The sequence below is a fragment of the Paenibacillus sp. MB22_1 genome (assembly GCF_047200555.1).
Taxonomy (GTDB): domain Bacteria; phylum Bacillota; class Bacilli; order Paenibacillales; family Paenibacillaceae; genus Fontibacillus; species Fontibacillus phoenicis.
In genome coordinates this window covers 2,117,076-2,137,736 of record NZ_JBLADV010000001.1, presented here as the reverse complement: position 1 = coordinate 2,137,736, position 20,661 = coordinate 2,117,076, and the positions used below count along the sequence as shown (strand labels likewise).

The following is a 20,661-nucleotide window of genomic DNA, read 5'->3' as shown; positions in this document are numbered from 1 at the left end:
CCAAGAGGCCCTCCAAGGGCAACCTCTAAAAGCCGGACAAATAGCGGGTATATTCGATCATTTGCTTGACCGAAGGGCGGATCTTGTCTTCGCCGATCGGAGTATTATCGTTCTTGGACGGCTTGGAGTTGACCTCCAGCAACCACACCCGGCCGCTCGTTTCCACCGCCAAATCAATCCCGAACTCCCCGAAGTGGGCCGGGATTTGCGCATCGACACTCTGGGCGACGTCCAGCGCCACCTTCTTCAGCTTTAAGGCGAGTTTGCTTTTGATTCCAGCCGGCAGCGAGCTGCGGGCAATCGCGTCCTTCACCTTACTCAGCGTGCCGCCGCGAGCCAGATTGGACACAAAATGATGGTTCCCGGCGATCCGGGCCACGATGGAAGTCGTATTCCATTTGCCGTACAGGTTCTTCTGGACCAACGCCCGAAAATCAACCGGCCTATGATCCACCTCGATCAAGTGAAGCCCCTGCTGGATTTGGTAGCGAGTCGTTTTCATTTTGCCGGATAACGCGGTGAACAGCTTAGCGAGGCTCGGATATACTTGGCGCTGTGCGCCACCAACCTGGGTCGATAAGGTCTGGAAGGCGCCGCCTTCAAGCCGCGAGATACGGATGATGCCTTTGCCCAAGCTTCCCTTGATTGGTTTCAGGAAGACGACGGGATATTTGCTGCACATCGCTTTCAACATCGCGTAATTGCGAAACAGATGCGATTCCGGCAAATAACGCTGCACGGAGGCATCTCGGCTAAGCGCGTCGAACACTTCGGTTTTGTCGAGATATTTCTCGTTGAAAAAATGGCTCCCGTAGCGGGATTTTACTTCTTTCATAAAATGCTGTACGCTAGGTTTGTTCTCCAATTTCCGCGAATTCAGCCGGTTGTAGAATACATCTGCGGCGGGCAGCTGGGTTTGCTTCCACCCGTTGCCATAGACCCAGCCCGAGATCTGGCTTGTGCTGGTGCCGATATGATTGGGGGTAAAGAAATAGACGAATACCCCTTGGCGCGAGCAGGCGTTCACGAGCTCTTTGCAGAACTTGGTCATTTGGCCAAACGGCCGTTCCGGATTACCGGGGAAATCCTGACTGAGCAGAACTCCTAACAGCGGACCCAGTTGAAGGGTCGAGGAATGCGGCCGATAGATGAGTCGCAGCGGCGACCGCGGTTGGATTCCCATTTTTCTAGCCAGACCCGAGCTCATGCGAACTCCGTCGGATCTGGATAAGGGAATGACCTTCACGCGGTGCCGAAATGATCCGAAGGTGAGTAGAAGCGGAAGATGCGTTGGGATTTTCCACTGTTTGATCAGCATGTCTCCGAGCACGAGAATGTCGTCTTCAAGAATGCCCGGACTCATGATTTGTACCGTAATTTTTTTGGAGGGCATGAATGCGGATCTCCTTCCAAGCTAAGCTAGAGTCTTGGATGCAAGTAAAGATCATCTGCGTAAAATGCATGTAATGCATCATATGAGGACATAGAATCCTTGGTGATTAACCTATGCCCGTTTTCGGCGGCTTCCGGGCGAAGGAATAAAGCGATTTACTCCTTGCCAGGCGCGGGCCGAAGACGGATATCGCGGAAGATAGTTAGGGCAGCAGCCTAAGAGAAAGAAGGAGGAAGAGAGGGTGCCCGATTGGCTTTACGTGTTGGTGAGCGTCGCGGTGGCTGCTTTTGTCGGCGGCGTGACCAACCATTTTGCGATTAAAATGTTGTTTCATCCGCGCAAGCCCATACATATCGGCAAATTTCACGTTCCCTTTACACCGGGACTGATCCCGAAACGCCGTGACGATATCGCCGAATCATTGGGTCAGGTGGTGGCCGAGTATTTGGTGACGGCCGAAGGGCTGCAGGAAACCGTGCAGCGTCCGGCGTTCCGGAACAAGGCGGAGAATGCCTTGCGCGGCTTCGTGGAACGCGTAAGCTCCAGCGAGTTAACGCTTCGGCAAGCGGCACTCCGGGTGTGGAGCGAGGAGGAGTTCGAGGCGCTGAAGTCCAAGCTGGCGGCTGGGGCTAGAGCAACGGCGATGCGGGGGCTGGCGCGTCTATGGGGACATGCGGACCTAAGCAGCCTGCCAGTGAAGCGGCTTGTTCCCGGTTGGTCTGAGGAGAACCGCAAAGCCTGGAGCGCTGCGCTGGCCAGCGCGTTACTGGGCGTCGTGGAAGAGGAACTGCTGTCGGCCAACGGACAGCGCATGCTGTCGAAAATGGCGGCGGGGCTGATGGACCGGGCCGGCGGATTCCTTGGCACGATGGCGGCGATTTTTGTGGATGAGGACAAATTGGTGCAAAAAATGACCCCAGCGCTCGTTCAGGCGCTGCGGGGCGAGGAAGCTTTAAGCAAAACCGCCCAAGCGATCGAGACGCGGCTGGAGCTGTACGGCGAGAAGCCGGTGGCGGAACTGCTGGCGCTCTTAACCGGCGAAGAGGCGCTAAGCTGGCTGAGCGGCAAGCTGGAGCAGCTGCCGCTGGAGCGTTGGCTGGAGCAAGCGGAGAACCGACCGATTCGCTCGTTGATCGAGCCGTGGAAAGCGTCGGTGCAGGGCTTCGTTCCGGTGCTGACCGAGCGGCTACTGCGCTTGATTGCCAAGGGCATTCCGGCGGCGATGCAGGCGGTGGATTTGCCGGGCCTCGTCGAGGAACAGGTGCAGAGATTCCCGATCGAACGGCTGGAGGAGGTCATCCTCAGCGTCTCCGGCAAGGAATTTCGCGCCATTACTTGGCTTGGCGTATTGCTTGGCGGAATCATCGGCTTGTTCCAGTCGCTGTTACTGCTATTCGGCGGGGTAGGCTGATGGCTAGCGGCTGTCGGTTGTCGGTGTAGGGTCTGACGGTTGTCGGTTGTCTGCTGTCGCGGGCCATGAGTCCTCGCGGTACTTCTTCTAACGCTTGTGAGGAGCGCTATTGGCGCCGAAAAGAGGGAAATGAAATTCTAACGCTTGCCACAGAGCTTATTTCTTGTCATTTGCGCTAAACAGCGATGTTTTCGGGTCGATAAGCTTTGTGATCAGCGTTAAAAATTGTACTCCTCGTTTTTTGGGCAAATAAGCTTCTTGATCAGCGTTAGCACAAGAACGCAAGAAAGCGAGCTAGAACGGAAGTTAGATAGTAAGCTAGAAAGCAAGCTAAAAAGCAAGTTAGAAAGCAAACTGGAAAGCAAGCAGGGGACAGGCTCGTCTTACGCCCGCTTGGATTACACTAAATCAAATTTGGAGGTTTAACTTAATGAACATTTATGACAAAGCACATGAACTGGCGGCAGCCTTGAAGGACAGCCAGGAGGTAGCCGAAATCACGGCAGCGATGAAGCTGGTGGAGGCCGATCCCGAAAGCAAACGGATGCTCGACGATTTTCGGGTTCGCCAAAATGAAGTCCAGCAGCGAATGATGGCTGGAGAGATGCCGACGCAAGAGGAAATGGAACAAATGGAGAAACAGTTCGAGGTGCTGAGTCTGAACTTGAATATCCGTCGTCTGTTTGACGCCGAACGCCGGCTTAGCGTGATCATTCAGGACGTCAACAAGATTATTACGGACAGCCTGTCCCACCTGTACGGCGCGGGGATCTAACTTCGCGCTTTTACGCACGCTTTCTTGATTCACAAGTTTCTATCATATTCCTGCAGCCCCGTTCATAGAGATAGAAGAGACAAGGGGAAGACCTCATCAACGTATCTCGTAATCTATGAAAATAAAGGAGCTGCAGAGGATGAAAGTCGTAAGAAAACCAAGCAAATGGAAGCATGCCGTTTATCTGATTCTGGCATTAGCGATGCTCGTTTATGCCTTGCCGATGATTTCGTTTGAGCCTGGAGCCGGCTGGGTGTCGGTATTTGGCGCGGTGTGGGCAGGGTTTGCCTTCCTCGTCATCGGGGCTCACCTGCATTTCCTTCTTGGTGTCAATGAAGAGAAGCAGCGGGAGTTGGACCGAATCCGGCGGGAAAAATACCGGGAATGGGAGCTCCAATGGGGAGCGGACGGAAAACACGGTGAAAAGGCATAAGCCCGTGCTAAAAATGGACAGGGACTGTTCCGGAAGTGTAATGATCTTCCGGAACAGTCCCTTTTTTTCGTCCTCGGCTCATTTTGTATGGCACTACCTCTCGTCTTCGCCGGTCAGCATTTGATCGTTGCTGGCTCCAGGCGGGACCATCGGGTAGACGTTTTGCTCCTCCCGTACGTTAAATTCCATCAGAACGGGGCCGGGGTGCGTTAACGCCTGCCGGATCACGGCATCGGCTTCCTCCGGCGTTTGCGCCCGCAGCCCGGGTACTCCGTAGGCGCCGGCAAACGCTACAAAATCCGGCGAAGTGAGGTGGACGGAGGAGTAGCGCCGTTCATAGAACAGCTGTTGCCATTGCCGCACCATCCCCAAATAACCATTGTTCAGGATGGCGATTTTGATCGGTAAGCCGTAATCCACGGCTGTCATCATCTCCTGCAGGTTCATTTGGAAGCTGCCGTCCCCGGTGATGCAGACAATCGGCGGAGCGGACGGACCTTCCAACGCGATGGCGGCACCGATAGCGGCGGGGAAGCCAAAGCCCATGGTTCCAAGTCCACCGGAGGTCAGGAAAGAACTGGGCCGGGAGAACTGGTAGTGATGGGCGGTCCAGATTTGATGCTGACCTACATCGGTTGCCACCACAGCATGGCCTTGGGTATGCTTGTCGATCAGCCGAATGACCTCCTGCGGATTCAGCGATCCTGGAGCCACCGACTCGTTATAATGCGGCACCTTTCGCTGCCATCCGGCCGTCTCCTCAGCCCAGCGGGTCGACTTGGGCGGGATCGCGCACGCATTTAACTTCCGCAGCAGGTCCCCGATATCTCCGCACAGCCCCAGATCAACAGGAATGTTCTTGTCCAGCTCAGCATCATCGATGTCCACATGGATCTTCCAGGCATGGGGAGCGAACGACTTAGCCTTGCCGGAAAGTCGGTCGTTGAGCCGCGTTCCTAGACATATCAGCAGATCGGCGTGATGCACCGCCCGGTTGGCGGCATACGTGCCATGCATCCCGAGCATCCCGAGATAGAGCGGATGGCGGGCAGGGAAGGCCCCGATGCCCATCAGCGTAGTCGCCACCGGAATTTGCGTGGTTTCTACAAGCTGGAACAGCGGCTCGGCCGCACCGGATGCCACGGCGCCGCCCCCGACAACGAGCACCGGGCGCTCGGAGCTTTCGATCTTGCTCGCAATCAGCCGTACGGCCTCCTCATCGATCTGGGTTGAAGGCACGTAACCGCGGATGTGGATTTCGGCAGCCGGACTCAAGTTGGTTTGAGCGGTCATGATGTTCTTGGGCAGATCGATCAGGACCGGCCCCGGTCGTCCCGTGACAGCGAGATGAAAAGCCTCTTTGATGATTCTAGGCAACTCGCGGATATCCATCACGGAATAATTATGCTTGGTCACGTCCATCGTCATGCCAAAAATGTTGACCTCCTGGAAGCTGTCCCGACCGATCAGATCAGTCGACACCTGACCGGTCAGCACGACCATCGGGACCGAGTCCATGTAGGCGTTGGCGATCCCTGTGACCGCATTGGTTGCGCCTGGTCCGGAGGTGACGAGCGCAACCCCCGCCTTCCCCGTCACGCGGGCGTAGCCGTCCGCCGCGTGTACGGCTGCCTGCTCATGCCGGGTCAGAATATGCCGGATCTCTCGGCAATCGTACAGCGCATCGTAAATAGGAATTACTGCCCCGCCCGGGTATCCGAAGATCGTATCGACCTGTTCCGCAAGCAGGCAATCGATTAACAGCTCCGCTCCGCTTCGGGCGGAGGTTAACTTGGATTCTTGGATGTTTCTCATTAGGTCAGACCTCCCGGTGGAATTTTGACTATTTTATCGCGGGAGATTCGCTTGTGGAGTGATCCCAGTCATAATTCGTGGGACGCCTTGGCCGGAGGAAGCAGAGAGGCAGCGCCCAAACGTAAAGATCTGCTCGGCCGCTCGCCGAAAGGTGTAAATGACGGAGACGGGTTCGTCTTCATTAGTCACATTGGCGAGGTGTATCCAAGCGGGTTCCTGCCAGTTAGCTGCGGGAATGTCCGGAACGCTTCATTGGTGGATATTTATCGGAACTCACCGATCCTTCGGGAGCTGAGGGACAAATCCTTGCTGAAGGGAAAATGCGGCGTCTGCGAATTTAAGGAGCTGTGCGGAGGTTCAAGAGCGAGGGCTTATGCGGTTACCGGCGATTATTTGGAGAGCGATCCGTATTGCGCATATATTCCACGAGGATTTTCACAACAACAAAAATAATAAGGAGGCCGAGCGGCCTCCTTTTCTTGGTGTGCCACGCATGGCGATTAACTAGGTGGTGAAAGTCCACTGTGGGGGTTTGTAGTTACCAACCACTAGCCAAGAGCAAGGGTGTCCACCGCGAGGTGGAATCCAAAGGAAGCTGGAGGCAAACTTCCGGCCCAAGGAACACGAACATCATCAGGCATAGGATACGGGATGAGTCTGCTAAACAAGACGAAGTCCAATTAACTACACGGACGTACCAATGTAAATGATGTGGGTATATGGAAGGAAAGTGAATCGTCTTACCGTGGGAGGTCTCATGGACGTGAGGAGATGCACTTCGAATCACGGTTGAAACAAGATTTATCATGAGAAGTCAGCAGACGCCATAGTACCGCGAACAGTCGACGGTTCGAGGGAAGGGCTGAACCTTAGGAGGTGAAGTCAATGAAAGTTACCGAAACAGGAGCCAAGGGCAGCCAACTTCTAACGGAAGACTCTCTGCAAAAGAATAGTGCGGAACACGAAGGATATGCGGGAGTGCACAGTCCTGCGAGGATAACCGAAACCGACGACACCAACGCAACCGAGTCGAAGGACCGGTTGCTTGAGAAAATCGTTAGCAGGGACAACTTGAACGAAGCATTCAAGAGAGTCAAAGCGAACAAGGGATCGCACGGAATCGACGGGATGGGAGTAGATGAACTTCTACAATATCTCAGAGACAACGGCGAGACCATCAAGCAACTGATCTTGGGCGGCAAGTACCGCCCGAATCCCGTTCGAAGGGTAGAGATTCCCAAAGAGAACGGAAAGAAGAGAAACCTTGGCATTCCAACAGTGGTTGACCGAGTCATCCAGCAGGCAATCGCCCAAGTGCTTACGCCAATTTATGAGAGGCAGTTTTCAGACAACAGCTACGGATTCCGACCCAAACGGAGCGCACACCACGCGATGAAACGAAGCCAACAATACGTGCAAGAGGGATATCGTTACGTGGTGGATATGGACTTGGAGAAATACTTTGACACCGTCAACCAAAGCAAGCTCATCGAGGTGCTTTCAAGAACGATCAAAGACGGACGAGTGATCTCGCTCATCCATAAGTATCTCCGGGCGGGAGTCGTCGTGAAGCATAAGTTTGAGGACACGGAAATCGGCGTACCGCAGGGAGGGAACCTAAGTCCGATTCTCAGCAATATCATGCTGAATGAATTGGACAAGGAACTGGAAGCAAGAGGACATCGATTCGTGCGATACGCAGACGATATGCTCATATTCTGCCGGAGCAGGAGGAGTGCGGAGCGTACCCTGACGAAAATTCTCCCTTACATCGAGAAGAAGTTGTTTCTCAAGGTAAACCGGGAGAAAACGATCGTGGACGATGCGACAAAAGTTAAATTTCTTGGCTTCTCATTCTACCAGAGCAAAGGGGAAACGCGGGTCAGAATCCATCCCAAATCCGTATCCAAGATGAAAGCTAAAGTGAAAGAGCTAACGTCGAGAAGCAACGGAATGGGCAACACCGACCGGGCGCTGAAGCTTAGGCGTTACATCATGGGATGGGTAAATTATTTCAAGCTTGCTGACATGAAACAACTACTCCAAACCACTGATAAATGGATGAGAAGGCGTATCCGAATGGTCTTCTGGAAGCAATGGAAACGAGTGAGGACGAAACTCGAAAGGCTTATATCGCTCGGAATTCATGAACAGAAGGCGTGGGAATACGCAAACACAAGAAAGGGCTATTGGAGAATCTCCAATAGCCCAATCCTCTCGAAGTCCCTCGGTAACAATAGGCTGAAGAACCTCGGATTCCTTTTCTTTTCTGATTATTATCGACAAGTTACTGCGCATTCCTAATGGAACCGCCGTATACCGAACGGTACGTACGGTGGTGTGGGAGGTCGGCTGCCCAATTAATGGGTAGCCTCCTACCCGATTTCTGCAAAAACCTAAGCTTGAATCGGTTCAAATGTCACCTTCCAATGATCCGCTGCCAGTTGTTCGCATTCATGACGGTAGCCCTTACCTTCAAGCACCTTCAGGAGCGGGACGGGCTTCATTGTGGCGTGCAGAACAAGGCTGTCACCCTCCTGCAGCTTCCCAACCGTGTCCATAATAACGCTGAACGGCTCTTCGCCGCGGCGAAGAATCGGCCGAACGTCGAGTTCAACGATCTGGTTTGCCATTTATGGATTCACCTCCACGTCCGTCCGTTCGGCGGCAAATGCTTGGCAGAGCCGAGCTGCACCGCTGAGTCCCTTCATGCCGCCGTACAGCGTATAGAAGAACGAGTCCGGCGCATCCAGCGAGAAGGACAAATACTGCTTTGGATCGATCCCCAGCATTTTTTCAAACAAAGCGGAAGTATCGTAGGCATAGAAACAGAAATAGGTGTATTGGAATTCCGGCATTTTTTCCGCGATGGTGAGGATCTCGCTGGCATAGCGTTCCAGATTGCTTTCCGCTTCCTCAATCATCCGTAACGCATCCTCGAGCTCGACGGCAATCTTAATTGTTTTCTCATCGACAACCGTAATCGTTGCCATAGGGCATTCCCCCTGCTTAGTTTTTGCCGATTTTCACCTGGAACATCTCTGGCCCCTGCTCAATGTACTCCCAAGTGAAACCGCCGGGATGCATGGCCTCGAACTGAAACCGGAGCGGTACCGGGTCATGGTCGTTAATCAGCAGCATCGCTTCCCCCGGCTCCAGGGAATTAAAGGTTGCAAAAATGGTCTTATGCTTGAGCTGCGGCGGATATTCGGTGGCGTTGACAGTAGCTTTGAATTGACTCATGGGAAGTCCTCCTAAATGTTTAGAATTTAACGATTCGCCCCCATTATAGCAACGGACTTGAGCGGGATTGTGATATCAGTCACAAGATGCGAAACCGTCAAAAATTTCTCGGCGGATTTGTCCGGAAGCTGCCATGAATCAAGTGATTTCTGTCACTTGGGTGCCGATGCCGGACGATTATAATGTGCGTAATTTGAATTTGATGGCTCACGATTAGAAGGAGGAACCGATAACATGCGCGTCCGAGATTACATCCCGAATCAACATGGAGCCTGGGCCATGCTGATCGTTCCGTTTCTGTTTGGCATGCTCGCCTCTACCCCCGGGGCGATCCACGGTTTGTTGTTTGTGTGCTGGCTTCTCATTTATCTGTTTATGTTTCCTTTGCTGCAATGGATTCGGAGGGGAAAAGCCAAGACCAAAGCCAAAGCCGACCGATACCGCAAGCCTTTGCTGCTCTACGGTGCGTTGCTGGTCCCTGCGGCGCTCACTTTGGTCCTGCTTCGCCCCGAGGTGCTGAAGTTGGCTCTCCTGTTCGTGCCGCTGTTTGGGGTGAATGCCTTCTATGCCAAGCAGAAGCGCGAACGCGCTCTGCTGAACGACATCGCGGCGATCGTGCAATTCAGCTTGATGGTGTTTATCTCGTATCAGCTTGGAGGAGGAACCGATCTTCGGCTCGCCACGGAACTGTTCCTGATCAGCACGTTGTATTTTGTAGGGACCGCTTTTTACGTGAAAACCATCATCCGCGAACGGAATAATAAGCGATTCTATTGCTACTCCGTAGCCTACCACGTTATGCTGATGATCTTGGCCGTATGGCTGCTCTCTCCGGCGCTGTGGATCGCCGCATTGATCCTGCTGGCTAGAGCGGTCTGGTTCCCGCGGACGGGGATTACCGCCAAGCAGTCCGGCATGCTGGAAATTGTCTATTCTGTTATTGTTCTTGCCGCCTTCTGGATGACCTACGCCTGAATGTGTATAATGAATACAGAATAGTACAGATTCGGGCAGGGGGTATAACAGTTGGAGGGACCGGAAGAAAGCGTAACAAAACACGAACAGCTGCTCCAACATATCGAAGGACTCAAGATTGGAACGAAAATCTCCGTGCGCAAGCTGGCCAAAGCGCTGGGGGTAAGTGAAGGTACCGCCTACCGGGCGGTGAAGGAAGCGGAGAATCTCGGGATCGTCATTACGAAGGAACGGATCGGCACGGTTCGCGTGGAGAAGAAGCCGCGCAACATCTCGGACCAGCTCACCTTTGGCGATGTGGTTGAGATCGTCGAAGGTCATGTGCTGGGCGGCGGAGAAGGATTGAACAAAACGCTGAACAAGTATGTCATTGGCGCGATGAAAATCGATGCCATGGCCAGATACATTGACGCCGGCAGCCTGCTGATCATCGGGAACCGCGATAATGCCCATTCACTTGCCCTGGAGCAAGGCGCCGGGGTATTGATCACCGGGGGGTTCGGGACGAGCCGCGAGGTGAAGACGCTGGCGGACAAGCTGGCATTGCCGATCATCTCCTCGCGTCACGACACGTTTACCGTCGCATCGATGATTAACCGGGCGTTATTTGACCGTTTGATTAAGAAAAAAATCATGCTGGTGGAAGACATCGTCAGCCGCAAACCGCGGGTGAGCATGCTGAAGGCGACCAGCAACATTTCCGATTTTGATCAGTTGTCTTTAGAGACGGGGCAGCAGCATTTTCCGGTGGTGGACGAGTGGAACCGGGTCATCGGGATCGTCAGCCGGAAGAACGTCGAAGAGCTGAGCGGCGACCAGCCGATTGAGAAATGCATGACCCGCCATCCGATCACCGTTGGCCTGCAGACATCGCTCGCTTCGGCAGCGCAAATCATGGTCTGGGAAGGGATCGACTTCTTGCCTGTCGTGGACCGCAACCGGAAGCTGGTCTCGTCGGTGACGCGCCGCGAGGTGCTGCAAGCGATGCGGGACGTACGGAATCAGCCGCAGCTGGGCGAAACGTTTGAGCACTTAATGTGGAACGGGTTTGCCGAGGAACGGGACGAAGAGGGGAAATTGTTCTTCCGCGGAATGATTACGCCGCAGATGGCGACCGATTTGGGGACGATCTCGCATGGGGTCCTGACCTCGCTGATGACCCAAGCCGGACTTCGCGCGGCCAAAGACGCCAGCGGCGGCGACTTTGTGGTCGATAACCTGACGACCTATTTCGTCCGTCCGGTGCAAATTGAAAACCCGGTGGTTATCACCCCCGTATTACTGGAGATGAGCCGCCGGGCTTGCAAGCTGGAAATTATGTTAACCTATCAGGATTCGCTGGTTTCGAAGGCGGTCATGACGCTGCAGTCCATCGACCATGCCTAAGCAGCGGAGCGGGGATCCTGCATGCAAAGAGGGATAGCCTAACGGCCTGGGGCCGCGAGGTTATCCCTCTTTTTGCCGGGCATATAAGCCATGGTTGCGGAGGCCGGCGAAGATGTTAAACGCCCCCAGCACCATAAACACAGCGCCGATGACAACGCGAAGCGTCGAGCCGCTGAACAGGAACATTTGGATGAGGGCCAGAACGATCAGCATCACGCCCATACTGATATTCATTTTGGCGGCCGCCATTCCCCGCGTCTTCGGATCGAGCGAACGCCGGGACTTAAAGCTGAAGAAGACCGAGCCCACGCAACTGATGATCAAAATCACGTAAAGAATGGATTGGATCGTTTGGATCATGAGAGGTTCGTAGCTCCTTTAATCGTAGAGTGGATACGCGCTTGAGCAGCAACAGAACGTCGAATTCCTGCAAAAATACAGTTTTTAATCGCAAAAACAGTTATTCAATCCACATGCTCTTGAAATGGAGAAAATTCCTGCACTTTTACAGTTTTGTTTGCCGTCTCAAGTGAATTACCTCATATTTTAGCATGATTTGCTAGAGACGAATATAGGGCCGCATGTCCACCCAAACCTGAAGCACCCCGTCACTCACCAGCATCGTCTTGATTTGAATCGCGTATTCCTTGTCGCGAACGACATAGATTTTTCGGTTTAACAGCGTGCGGGCCATTTTGGCATCCGAGTCAATATCAAAAATATTTCGACCCCGCAGCACCTCTAATTCGTTGTGAAGCTGCTCGGCGACCTCCTTCACCGCCAGCGAATCGAGCGGCGGATCGCGTTCCTCCACGCGCACCTTGATCTCTTTGATGACGGTGGAACGGTTGTTGTATTTTTTTAGCGTCCGAATGTCCTCTTCGGCTTGATGCAGCTGGATGGTCAGGTCTTTGTTCTGGATCCACAGCAAATTGTAGCTGGTCTGATAAATGACGTTATACACGATACTTCCGGTTACCATGCCGAGGATAAACACGGCGGTGAATTGCATAAACCTGCGAAAGCCCGTTAGCTTCGGTTGTTTCGCCTCTTCATTCATCCCCGTCCTCCCCCGCACATCCAGCGCACCAATTCCGAACCCATATGCGCCCCGAGAAAGGCGAACAACAGGTACAAGATCTGTTTGATGGCCGGAGACAGGTTCCCGTCAAAAAAATTGCTCTCAATGACCCGCATCGGGTCGATCGTGCCGCCAACTGCAGCAGCCAGCGCCCATATTTTAATGCGGTCGGCAATGTCCAGCATCGTCTGCGTCGGAGGCTGCAGTGAAACGACTGCGCCGATGCCGCCAACCATGGCGCCCCCCACCACAATTCCGAAGGCGATAAAGAAATCCATGACCGCTTTGGTCAAAAACGTGCTCATGCGCGCTTGCCCCTTTCCGAGGTTTGTCCGGTCTTTCTACCATTCTATGGGCGGGCAATGCCTATGTATGATAAAATATTAGAGGTAAACCGATTGAAAGGAAGGGATCGCATGGACAGCTTTGTTCATTTGCACGTACATAGCGAATACAGCTTGCTGGACGGAGCAGCCCGGCTTGAGGATCTCGTCGCCAAGGCGGCGGCTTCCGGCATGAAGGCGCTGGCGCTGACGGATCATGGGGTCATGTACGGCGCGGTTCCTTTTTATAAATTGTGTAAAAAACACGGCATCAAGCCGATCATCGGCTGCGAGGTCTATTTTACGGCAGGCTCGCGCAAGGAACGGGGAAGCCGGAAGGATCAGCCGATCCATCACTTGATTTTGCTGGCCAAGAACGAGACGGGCTACCGCAACCTGATGAAGCTGTGCTCCATCGGTCATCTCGAAGGCTTCCACTATAAGCCGCGAATCGACTGGGATGCGCTGCAGCGGCATCGCGAGGGCCTGGTCTGCCTTAGCGCTTGCTTGGGCGGGGAAGTCCCGTTCCATCTCCTGCGCGGTCATTACGAGGAAGCGAAGAAAGCGGCGCTGCGTTATCAAGCGGCGTTTGGCGAGGATTTTTACCTGGAGCTTCAGGATCACGGCATCCCCGAGCAGAAAAAGGTAAATCCGCTTCTTGTCCAGCTGGCTGGAGAAATCGGTGCCGAGCTTGTAGTCACCAATGACGCACATTACCTGAGCAAGGAAGACGCCGAGGTCCAAGACGTGCTCATTTGCGTAGGGACAGGGAAAACGGTGGACGACGAGGACCGGCTCAAAATGCACACCAATCAGCTCTATCTGAAAACCGCGGAGGAAATGGCCCAGCTGTTCCCTCACTTGCCGGAGGCGTATGCCAATACCGCGAAAATTGCCGATTCCTGCGAGTTGGAGCTGGAGTTTGACCGACATATTTTGCCGGCCTACCGTCCGATCCCGGAGGGGCATACTGCAGGCAGCTACTTGGCGGAGCTGTGTCAACAAGGATTGGTGGACCGCTACGGCGAGCTGGACGTTTGGCGTGACCTGACCGAGCGAGAGAAGCTGGAGCAGCGGCTGCGGTACGAGCTGGAGATCATCGCCAGCATGGGCTTCTCCGATTATTTTCTGATCGTGTGGGACTTTATCGCCTTTGCTCACCGGAACGGAATCGCCACCGGACCGGGACGGGGCTCATCGGCGGGCAGCTTGGTGGCATACGTGCTGCGGATCACCGACGTGGATCCCATCAAATATAACTTGTTGTTTGAACGGTTTTTGAACCCGGAGCGGGTGACGATGCCGGATATCGATATCGACTTCAGCGACGAGCGGCGGGATGAAGTCATTGCCTATGTGGTCGACAAATATGGGGCAGAGCATGTCGCGCAAATTATCACCTTCGGTACGATGGCGGCGCGCGCGGCGGTCCGCGATGTAGGGCGGGCGCTGAATGTGCCGTTTGGCGAAGTGGACAAAGTGGCGAAGCTGATTCCGGGCCATCTGGGCATGACGATTGAACGCGCGTTAAAGGAAAGCCCGGATCTCAAAGCGATGTATGACGGGTCCGAGCGGGTGAAGCGGCTGCTGGACATGGCGATGAAAGTTGAAGGCATGCCAAGGCACGCTTCGACCCATGCCGCCGGGGTGGTTATTTCGCGCGATCCGTTGACCGATGCCGTTCCGTTGCAGGAAGGCAGCGAGCATACGGCGTTAACGCAATATTCCATGGAAAACCTGGAAGCGATCGGTCTGCTGAAAATGGACTTCCTCGGCCTTCGCACCTTATCCATCATCGAGCGCTGCATGAACTGGATTAAGGAGCAGTCGGGGGACGCTCCCGATTTCCGGCTGGTCCCGGATAACGATCCGGCCACATACGAGATGCTGGGGCGCGGGGAAACGACCGGCGTGTTCCAGCTGGAGTCCACCGGGATGCGCCGGGTGCTGAAGGAGATGAAGCCGTCGGTGTTTGAGGACATCATCTCCCTGCTGGCGTTGTATCGCCCGGGGCCGATGGAGTTTATTCCGAAATACATCGCCGGCAAGCACGGGCAAATCACCGTCGAATATCCGCATCCGGATTTGGAGCCGATTTTGAAGGATACGTACGGCATTATCGTCTACCAGGAGCAGATCATGCAGATCGCCTCTCGCATGGCGGGCTTCTCGCTGGGCGAAGCGGACCTGCTGCGACGTGCCGTCTCCAAGAAGAAACGTGAGGTGCTCGACGAGCAGCGCGGACATTTCGTCAGCGGCAGCGTGCAGCAAGGCTACACTGAGGATGAAGCGAACGTCGTTTATGACATGATCGTCCGGTTCGCCGATTACGGCTTCGCACGAGCCCATGCGGCCGCCTATGGCGTGCTGGCGTTCCAAACGGCCTACCTGAAGGCGCATTATCCGGTGCAGTTTATGGCGTCGATGCTGACCGCGGTTACGGGCAGCCACCGCAAGGTGGCGGAATACATCGTGGAATGCCGGCGGATGGGGATCGTCGTGCTGCCGCCGGACGTGAACGAGAGCAGCGTTCTGTTTACGCCGCAGGTAGGGGCTGGTTCTGCGGATGCAGCCCTTTCGGGTGAAGCTAAGGGCCGCGATGCGAAGGACGGACACGCCGGATCCGGACAGGAGCCGCCGGCCCTTGGCGTGATCCGCTTTGGCCTGGCCGCGATCAAAAATGTCGGCACGCAGGCGATTGAAAGCATTTTGCGCGAGCGGAAGGAGCGTCCGTTCGACAGCTTGCTCGATTTTTGCCGGCGGGTGGATTTGCGGACATGCAACAAGCGGGTGATCGAGTCGCTGATCCAAGGCGGGGCGTTTGATTCCTTGCCGGGTCACCGTGCGCAGCTGCTGGCGATGCTGGACGAGACGGTCGAGGCGGCGCTGAAGTGGCGCAAGGAGCGGGATGAACTGCAGATCCAGCTGTTTGATTTCGTGGAATCGCCGAACTGGGACATCGAGTACCCGGATGTCCCGAAGTTTACGGCAGCCCAGCAGCTGGATTTGGAGCGCGAGCTGCTCGGGCTGTATTTGTCCGGCCATCCGCTGGACGATTTCGACGCCTTGCTGGAGGGAGAAGGCGTCGACCGGCTGATGGATTTGGCCGAAGCGCCGGACGACACCCGCACCGTTGTGGCGGGGATGGTCGTGTCCGTGAAGACGATCACAACCAAGCAGGGGAAAGCGATGGCGTTCATGGAACTGGAGGACCAGATCGAGCGCTGCGAGGTTGTGTTGTTCCCCGAAGTGTGGCGGCGCTCGGCCGCCCACGTCGAGAAGGGGGCTTTGCTCGCGTTGCGCGGCGTCGTCCAGCAGCAGGACGAAGGCTTTAAGCTGCTGGCCGACGAAGTGGCTCCGCTGAGCGAGCAAAGCCTGGCCCGGCTGCGCCGCGGCCTTGCGCGCGGGCGCGGGCCCAGCGCCGCCGGTGGCACCGGCGGCGCACGCGGTGCGGCCGCGGGCTCCCGCGCGGCCGAGGGAGCGCCTGCGGGCGCTGCGGGCGGGCTTCGCCCCGCCAGCGCCCCAGGCGCAGGCGCCGCTGCGCGGCCGACCGCCCCGGCCGCGGCGGCGGGGGCCGCGCCCGCGTCGGGCGCGCGGCGCGAGCGGGAGAAGACGCCGGCGCAGCGCGTCTTCATCAAGATCACGGCCGCGGCGGAGAACGCGCGCCTGCTGGAGCGGCTCAAGTTGCTGCTGGAGCGGCATCCCGGCCCGATCGCGACGGTGCTGTTCTACGAAAGCACCGGTAAGCTCTTGGCCTTGAACGAGCGCTACAGCATCAAGCCTTCGCCCGCTTTGATCCGTGAAATGGAGCAGATGCTTGGCCCCGACACGGTCAAAATCAAATGACGGCGATCTGCCAATCTAGAGTCGCCATTACCCGGTTGCCAAAACCCGGTTCTGCACATGTGTGCAGTGCCGGGTTTTTAATTTGCCGGACCCCCACATCAGTTGCAACGGACTCCAGCGACGTTATTCCAGCATTTACGAGAAGACAGGCAAAATAACGGACCTGAGAGACCTTATTTCTTCTCATAGCGCCTGGAATCTCCTGTTTAGAGTTAAATAACGACCGTGGAGTCCGTTACATCGGGAAATGTGCGGGAAATGGGCAAATAGCGTCGCTGAGGTCCGTTAGCGCCGGTAAGCTTCGTCTTGGCGAGGAGCGGTTGGTGGGCGACGGGAGAAAGGGACATGCCATTAGCGCTTGGTGAGCAGATCCGCAGCAAGGGACAAGTTTTAACGAACATTTTCGGAGGGTGGTGCATACACTTAGGAACACGAATGACCAAGAATCGATCATGAAATGAATTCCGGCATCGTCAACAAGCGGGGGCTCCACAACTGGCCACAACGGTCCACATCGATTGGAATCAGTAAATGAGCAGGTACCGCTGCTCAAGAGGTGCGTCGGCTATTTGACGTTGACATTTGAGTAACGCTCGCACTTGATTGACATTGGCACCTGATTAACGCCAGCATTTGTCTGGTGCTAGCACCTTTCTGACGCCAGCACATGTCTGATGTCAGCAACTATCGGTCATCAGCAACTAGCAACTATCTTGCAACAGCACCTGCTTGACATCAACAACTGGAAGTTACGTTCACAACGCGTAGACAATCGACAGATGGACAGCACCCCGCAGCGTGACTACAACCCCATCGCGACAAATACCGGCAGCGGCGGTTGCGCCGGGATCAAGGGAGGAAGATACGATGACATATGAATTGGCGAAAGCGCAGCTGCTGCGCCGCGGAGTGAAGCTGGAGGATATCGCTCAAATTGTGCATTCGCTGCAAACGGCGTATCATGCCGATCTGACGCTGGACCAATGCTTGGAGAGCGTCAAAGCCGTGCTGCAGAAGAGAGAGGTTCAATATACCCTGTTTACGGGAATCGCCCTCGATGAGCTGGCCGAACAGAAGCGGCTTCCAGAGCCGCTGCAGGCAATCCTGGAGGCCGACGAACCGCTCTATGGCGTGGATGAGACGATGGCGCTCGGCATAACGAGCGTGTTTGGGATGATTGGCCTGACGAGCTTCGGCTATTTGGACAAGGTCAAACCGGAGATCATTGGGAAGCTGAACAATCGCGGCGAACGGATTCACGTCTTTCTCGACGATTTAGTCGCCGGTCTCGCTGCCGCGGCTTCCGCCCGGATCGCCCATAAGCATGAACAGGCCGCTACGTACCCATCCAGTCCCTCTTAAACGAACTAGAGCAGCTTGCCTTTGGACGAGATGCCTCCCTAATCCAACGCCCTTAACCCATTTCCTCTGATAACAGCTTACAGAGAAATGCCCCCTGTAACTTTGATCCTAGCGCCGGGCTCTGCGGCAAATCCGTGCCGCGAGCCGCTTTCGGCGCGGGTTTCCTTTTGTTGCGGGATTTTTGAAAATTATGTTATCATTACTCTATTATACGGGCTCAAAGATTAGGTTAGGGGGCTTTGAAAAGGGCATGTGGACTGTTATGTATATTGCGCCTACCGCGAAAGTTGCGGACATGATCAAGACGAAACTCACCGAAGAAGGCTTCCTTGTCCAAACACGTCCTGTTAATTTATCCAAACAGCAATATGAGATTTTAGTACCTTCCGGGGAACTGGAAGAAGTGCAAGAAGTGTTGAATTCGATTTTGCATCCATAGCAAAGGGATTCGAGATTCCTAGTGCAGATGAGGCCTAGAAGTGCGGGTTCATATAGGGTCGTCTGGGTTTTTATAGACTTTGTGGAACTGCTACGATAAATAAACGGCTGAAGAGGTGTAGTTGTGTTCAAAGATTTGTTTCAGAAGAAGAGGAAGTACGCGACCATTCCCTCAGGACGAACCGGCAATGAAGAGGGCTCGCCGCAGGCAGATCGCCCCAAACGCGAAATTCCGGAAGGCCTGATGAATAAATGCGGCCGCTGCGGCGCGATTCAGTACAGCAAAGAACTGGAGAAGAATTTGATGGTGTGCCCTTCCTGTGGACACCATATGCGGCTGAACGCTCTGGATCGGATTCGCTATACCTTTGATGAAGGCAGCTTTACGGAGTACGATGCCGACCTGATCTCGGTCGATCCGCTGAAGTTCCCGGGGTATGCCAGCAAGCTGGAGCAGCAGGCTTTGAAATCGGGATTACGCGAAGCGGTGGTGACCGGCGAGGGGACCATCCATGGCTATCCTGCCGTGGCAGCCGTGATGAGCTTCGATTTCTTCACCGGGAGCATGGGATCGGTTGTAGGGGAGAAAATTACGCGTGCGATCGAGACGGCCATCGAAAAACGCCTGCCGATGATCATTTTCTCCACATCTGGCGGAGCGCGGATGCAAGAGAGTATCCTAAGTTTGATGCAGATGGCCAAGACGAGCGCCGCTTTGGCCCGATTAAGCGAACATGGCGGTTTATATATCTCAGTCATTACAGACCCGACGACGGGTGGTGTATCGGCTAGTTTTGCCATGCTTGGCGACATTATTGTGGCCGAGCCCGGGGCCGTGTTTGGTTTTGCCGGAAGAATCGTTATTGAGCAGACGATCCGTCAGAAGCTTCCGGACGACTTCCAGACGGCGGAATTTAACCTGCAGCATGGTCAGATCGATCTTGTCGTGCACCGCAAGGATATGAAATCGACGCTGGCGAAATTGCTAGAATTGCACGGCGTGAAGGGAGGAGTATAAATGGCAGGCGAATTGCCTTTTGAGACGCCTCTTGTGAAGCTGCGTGAGAAGATTTCCGAATTGGAGCAGTTTGGCAAAGAGAAGGGAATCGATTTTACAGAAGAAATCGCGCGCTTGGAAGAGCGTTACCGGCAGCTGGAGGAAGAGATCTACAGCAACATTTCTCCCTCCCAAAAGATGCACCTGGCCCGCCATCATCAGCGACCGACATCCCTGGATATGATCGGCCTGATCTTTGAAGATTTCATCGAACTCCACGGGGACCGGGTGTTTGGTGACGATTTGGCCGTCGTTGGCGGGCTCGCCAAGCTGGGCGGCGTACCGGTAACGGTGATCGGACAGCAGCGGGGCAAGGATACGAAGGATAATATCGCCCGCTTCTTCGGCAGCGCTCATCCGGAGGGCTTCCGCAAGGCGCTGCGACTCATGCAGCAGGCGGACAAGTTCCGGCGGCCGATCATTACGTTTATCGATACGAAGGGCGCCTATCCGGGAATTACGGCGGAGGAGCGCGGGCAATCGGAAGCGATCGCTCGGAATTTGCGCGAGATGTCGATGCTGCGGGTACCGATCATCTGCGTTGTTCTCGGAGAAGGCGGAAGCGGCGGCGCGCTCGCCCTTGGCGTAGGCAACCGCGTGCTGATGCTGGAGAATGCCATTTACTCCGTTATTTCGCCAAACGGAGCGGCCTCGATCCTTTGGAAGGATGCCTCCAAGGCGGATCAGGCGGCGGAAGCGATGAAGATCACCGCCCAAGATCTACTCGCGATGGGCGTCATTGAAGAGATTGTTCCCGAACCGCGCGGCGGCGCGCACCGGGATTACGATTCGACAGCCGCCTCGATCAAAGAGGCGTTGCTTCGTCATTTGGAAGAACTGTCCAACTTGAATCCCGATGAGCTGGTGGAGGACCGTTATCGGAAGTTCCGCAAAATCGGCGAGTTTCAGGTGGCAGGCAAGGCAGAAGAGCCGAAGGCACAGGAAACTGTGGTGCCGGAAACGGTGGCTGAGGTCGCCGGCATCCCTGAGGATGAGAAGTCTTCAGAAGCGCCAAGCGAACCGGAGGCGGCTTCGAAAGTTCAAACTGCCAAGCCAAGTTAAAGTTTCACAGCGATAACCTTACGGGGGAACCTACGGGACCTGCGGTAAGGTTATTTTCGCT

19 protein-coding genes and 1 pseudogene are annotated in these 20,661 nt (G+C 55.1%); 12 read left to right on the top strand and 8 right to left on the bottom strand.

Annotated elements, in window-relative coordinates:
• Positions 1-25: 25 nt before the first annotated feature.
• Positions 26-1,393, bottom strand: a complete 1,368-nt coding sequence (locus tag ACL02P_RS10100) for a YheC/YheD family protein (protein ID WP_323076165.1) — start codon at positions 1,391-1,393, stop codon at positions 26-28.
• A gap of 241 nt (positions 1,394-1,634) precedes the next feature.
• Between ACL02P_RS10100 and ACL02P_RS10095 the strand changes: the two genes are divergently transcribed.
• The 3 genes from ACL02P_RS10095 to ACL02P_RS10085 all read left to right on the top strand — a co-directional run bounded on the left by ACL02P_RS10095 (position 1,635) and on the right by ACL02P_RS10085 (position 4,012).
• Positions 1,635-2,804 carry a DUF445 family protein gene (locus ACL02P_RS10095; RefSeq protein ID WP_412837201.1) on the top strand — a complete coding sequence of 390 codons (1,170 nt, stop codon included), beginning with the start codon at positions 1,635-1,637 and terminating at the stop codon, positions 2,802-2,804.
• 430 nt (positions 2,805-3,234) lie between these two features.
• Positions 3,235-3,579, top strand: a complete 345-nt coding sequence (locus ACL02P_RS10090; protein ID WP_260071918.1) for a YlbF family regulator — start codon at positions 3,235-3,237, stop codon at positions 3,577-3,579.
• A 139-nt stretch (positions 3,580-3,718) separates the two neighbouring features.
• The gene (locus ACL02P_RS10085) at positions 3,719-4,012 is read left to right on the top strand and encodes a hypothetical protein (RefSeq protein ID WP_009227034.1); all 294 of its coding nucleotides are present in this window, start codon (positions 3,719-3,721) and stop codon (positions 4,010-4,012) included.
• Positions 4,013-4,105: 93 nt separating this feature from the next.
• Here the strand turns inward: ACL02P_RS10085 and ilvB are convergent, their stop codons facing one another.
• Positions 4,106-5,827 carry a biosynthetic-type acetolactate synthase large subunit gene (ilvB, locus tag ACL02P_RS10080; RefSeq protein ID WP_412837200.1) on the bottom strand — a complete coding sequence of 574 codons (1,722 nt, stop codon included), beginning with the start codon at positions 5,825-5,827 and terminating at the stop codon, positions 4,106-4,108.
• Positions 5,828-5,944: 117 nt separating this feature from the next.
• Between ilvB and ACL02P_RS10075 the strand changes: the two are divergent.
• A pseudogene (locus tag ACL02P_RS10075) lies at positions 5,945-6,280 on the top strand (SPASM domain-containing protein); the annotation flags it as partial.
• Between the two features lie 432 nt (positions 6,281-6,712).
• Entirely contained in the window at positions 6,713-8,131 is a 1,419-nt protein-coding gene (ltrA, locus tag ACL02P_RS10070; RefSeq protein ID WP_068693838.1) for a group II intron reverse transcriptase/maturase, read from the top strand.
• A gap of 92 nt (positions 8,132-8,223) precedes the next feature.
• Here the strand turns inward: ltrA and ACL02P_RS10065 are convergent, their stop codons facing one another.
• Genes ACL02P_RS10065 through ACL02P_RS10055 form a run of 3 tightly spaced genes read right to left on the bottom strand, consistent with a single transcriptional unit; the run spans position 8,224 to position 9,070 of the window.
• The gene (locus ACL02P_RS10065) at positions 8,224-8,460 is read right to left on the bottom strand and encodes a DUF2249 domain-containing protein (protein WP_009226731.1); all 237 of its coding nucleotides are present in this window, start codon (positions 8,458-8,460) and stop codon (positions 8,224-8,226) included.
• Positions 8,461-8,820 (bottom strand): hypothetical protein, encoded by a 360-nt coding sequence (locus tag ACL02P_RS10060; protein WP_009226732.1) that lies wholly within the window; start codon positions 8,818-8,820, stop codon positions 8,461-8,463.
• A gap of 16 nt (positions 8,821-8,836) precedes the next feature.
• Positions 8,837-9,070 carry a DUF2249 domain-containing protein gene (locus ACL02P_RS10055; protein WP_009226733.1) on the bottom strand — a complete coding sequence of 78 codons (234 nt, stop codon included), beginning with the start codon at positions 9,068-9,070 and terminating at the stop codon, positions 8,837-8,839.
• A gap of 234 nt (positions 9,071-9,304) precedes the next feature.
• Between ACL02P_RS10055 and ACL02P_RS10050 the strand changes: the two genes are divergently transcribed.
• The gene (locus ACL02P_RS10050) at positions 9,305-10,045 is read left to right on the top strand and encodes a YwiC-like family protein (protein WP_009226734.1); all 741 of its coding nucleotides are present in this window, start codon (positions 9,305-9,307) and stop codon (positions 10,043-10,045) included.
• Between the two features lie 51 nt (positions 10,046-10,096).
• Complete coding sequence (locus tag ACL02P_RS10045; protein WP_009226735.1) at positions 10,097-11,431, top strand: DRTGG domain-containing protein; 1,335 nt, start codon at positions 10,097-10,099, stop codon at positions 11,429-11,431.
• A gap of 60 nt (positions 11,432-11,491) precedes the next feature.
• Here the strand turns inward: ACL02P_RS10045 and ACL02P_RS10040 are convergent, their stop codons facing one another.
• From ACL02P_RS10040 to ACL02P_RS10030, 3 genes are all read right to left on the bottom strand, one after another.
• Positions 11,492-11,791, bottom strand: coding sequence for a YtpI family protein (locus ACL02P_RS10040; RefSeq protein WP_009226736.1), 300 nt, complete (start codon positions 11,789-11,791; stop codon positions 11,492-11,494).
• A 199-nt stretch (positions 11,792-11,990) separates the two neighbouring features.
• Positions 11,991-12,491: a hypothetical protein gene (locus tag ACL02P_RS10035; protein WP_036646464.1), complete on the bottom strand. Its 501-nt coding sequence runs from the start codon at positions 12,489-12,491 to the stop codon at positions 11,991-11,993.
• Positions 12,488-12,817 (bottom strand): YtrH family sporulation protein, encoded by a 330-nt coding sequence (locus tag ACL02P_RS10030; protein WP_009226738.1) that lies wholly within the window; start codon positions 12,815-12,817, stop codon positions 12,488-12,490. The genes ACL02P_RS10035 and ACL02P_RS10030 overlap by 4 nt, the downstream gene beginning before the upstream one ends.
• A 111-nt stretch (positions 12,818-12,928) precedes the next feature.
• On the opposite strand from ACL02P_RS10030, the gene ACL02P_RS10025 reads away from it, so the two are divergent.
• From ACL02P_RS10025 to ACL02P_RS10005, 5 genes are all read left to right on the top strand, one after another.
• Complete coding sequence (locus ACL02P_RS10025; RefSeq protein WP_412837199.1) at positions 12,929-16,681, top strand: DNA polymerase III subunit alpha; 3,753 nt, start codon at positions 12,929-12,931, stop codon at positions 16,679-16,681.
• 867 nt (positions 16,682-17,548) lie between these two features.
• Positions 17,549-18,043: a phosphatidylglycerophosphatase A gene (locus ACL02P_RS10020; protein ID WP_009226741.1), complete on the top strand. Its 495-nt coding sequence runs from the start codon at positions 17,549-17,551 to the stop codon at positions 18,041-18,043.
• A 250-nt stretch (positions 18,044-18,293) separates the two neighbouring features.
• A complete protein-coding gene (locus ACL02P_RS10015; protein ID WP_009226742.1) occupies positions 18,294-18,482 on the top strand; it encodes a hypothetical protein in 189 nt (62 codons plus the stop codon).
• A 123-nt stretch (positions 18,483-18,605) separates the two neighbouring features.
• Entirely contained in the window at positions 18,606-19,499 is an 894-nt protein-coding gene (accD, locus tag ACL02P_RS10010) for an acetyl-CoA carboxylase, carboxyltransferase subunit beta (RefSeq protein WP_009226743.1), read from the top strand.
• Positions 19,500-20,600, top strand: a complete 1,101-nt coding sequence (locus ACL02P_RS10005; RefSeq protein WP_009226744.1) for an acetyl-CoA carboxylase carboxyltransferase subunit alpha — start codon at positions 19,500-19,502, stop codon at positions 20,598-20,600.
• The last annotated feature ends 61 nt before the right edge of the window (positions 20,601-20,661 follow it).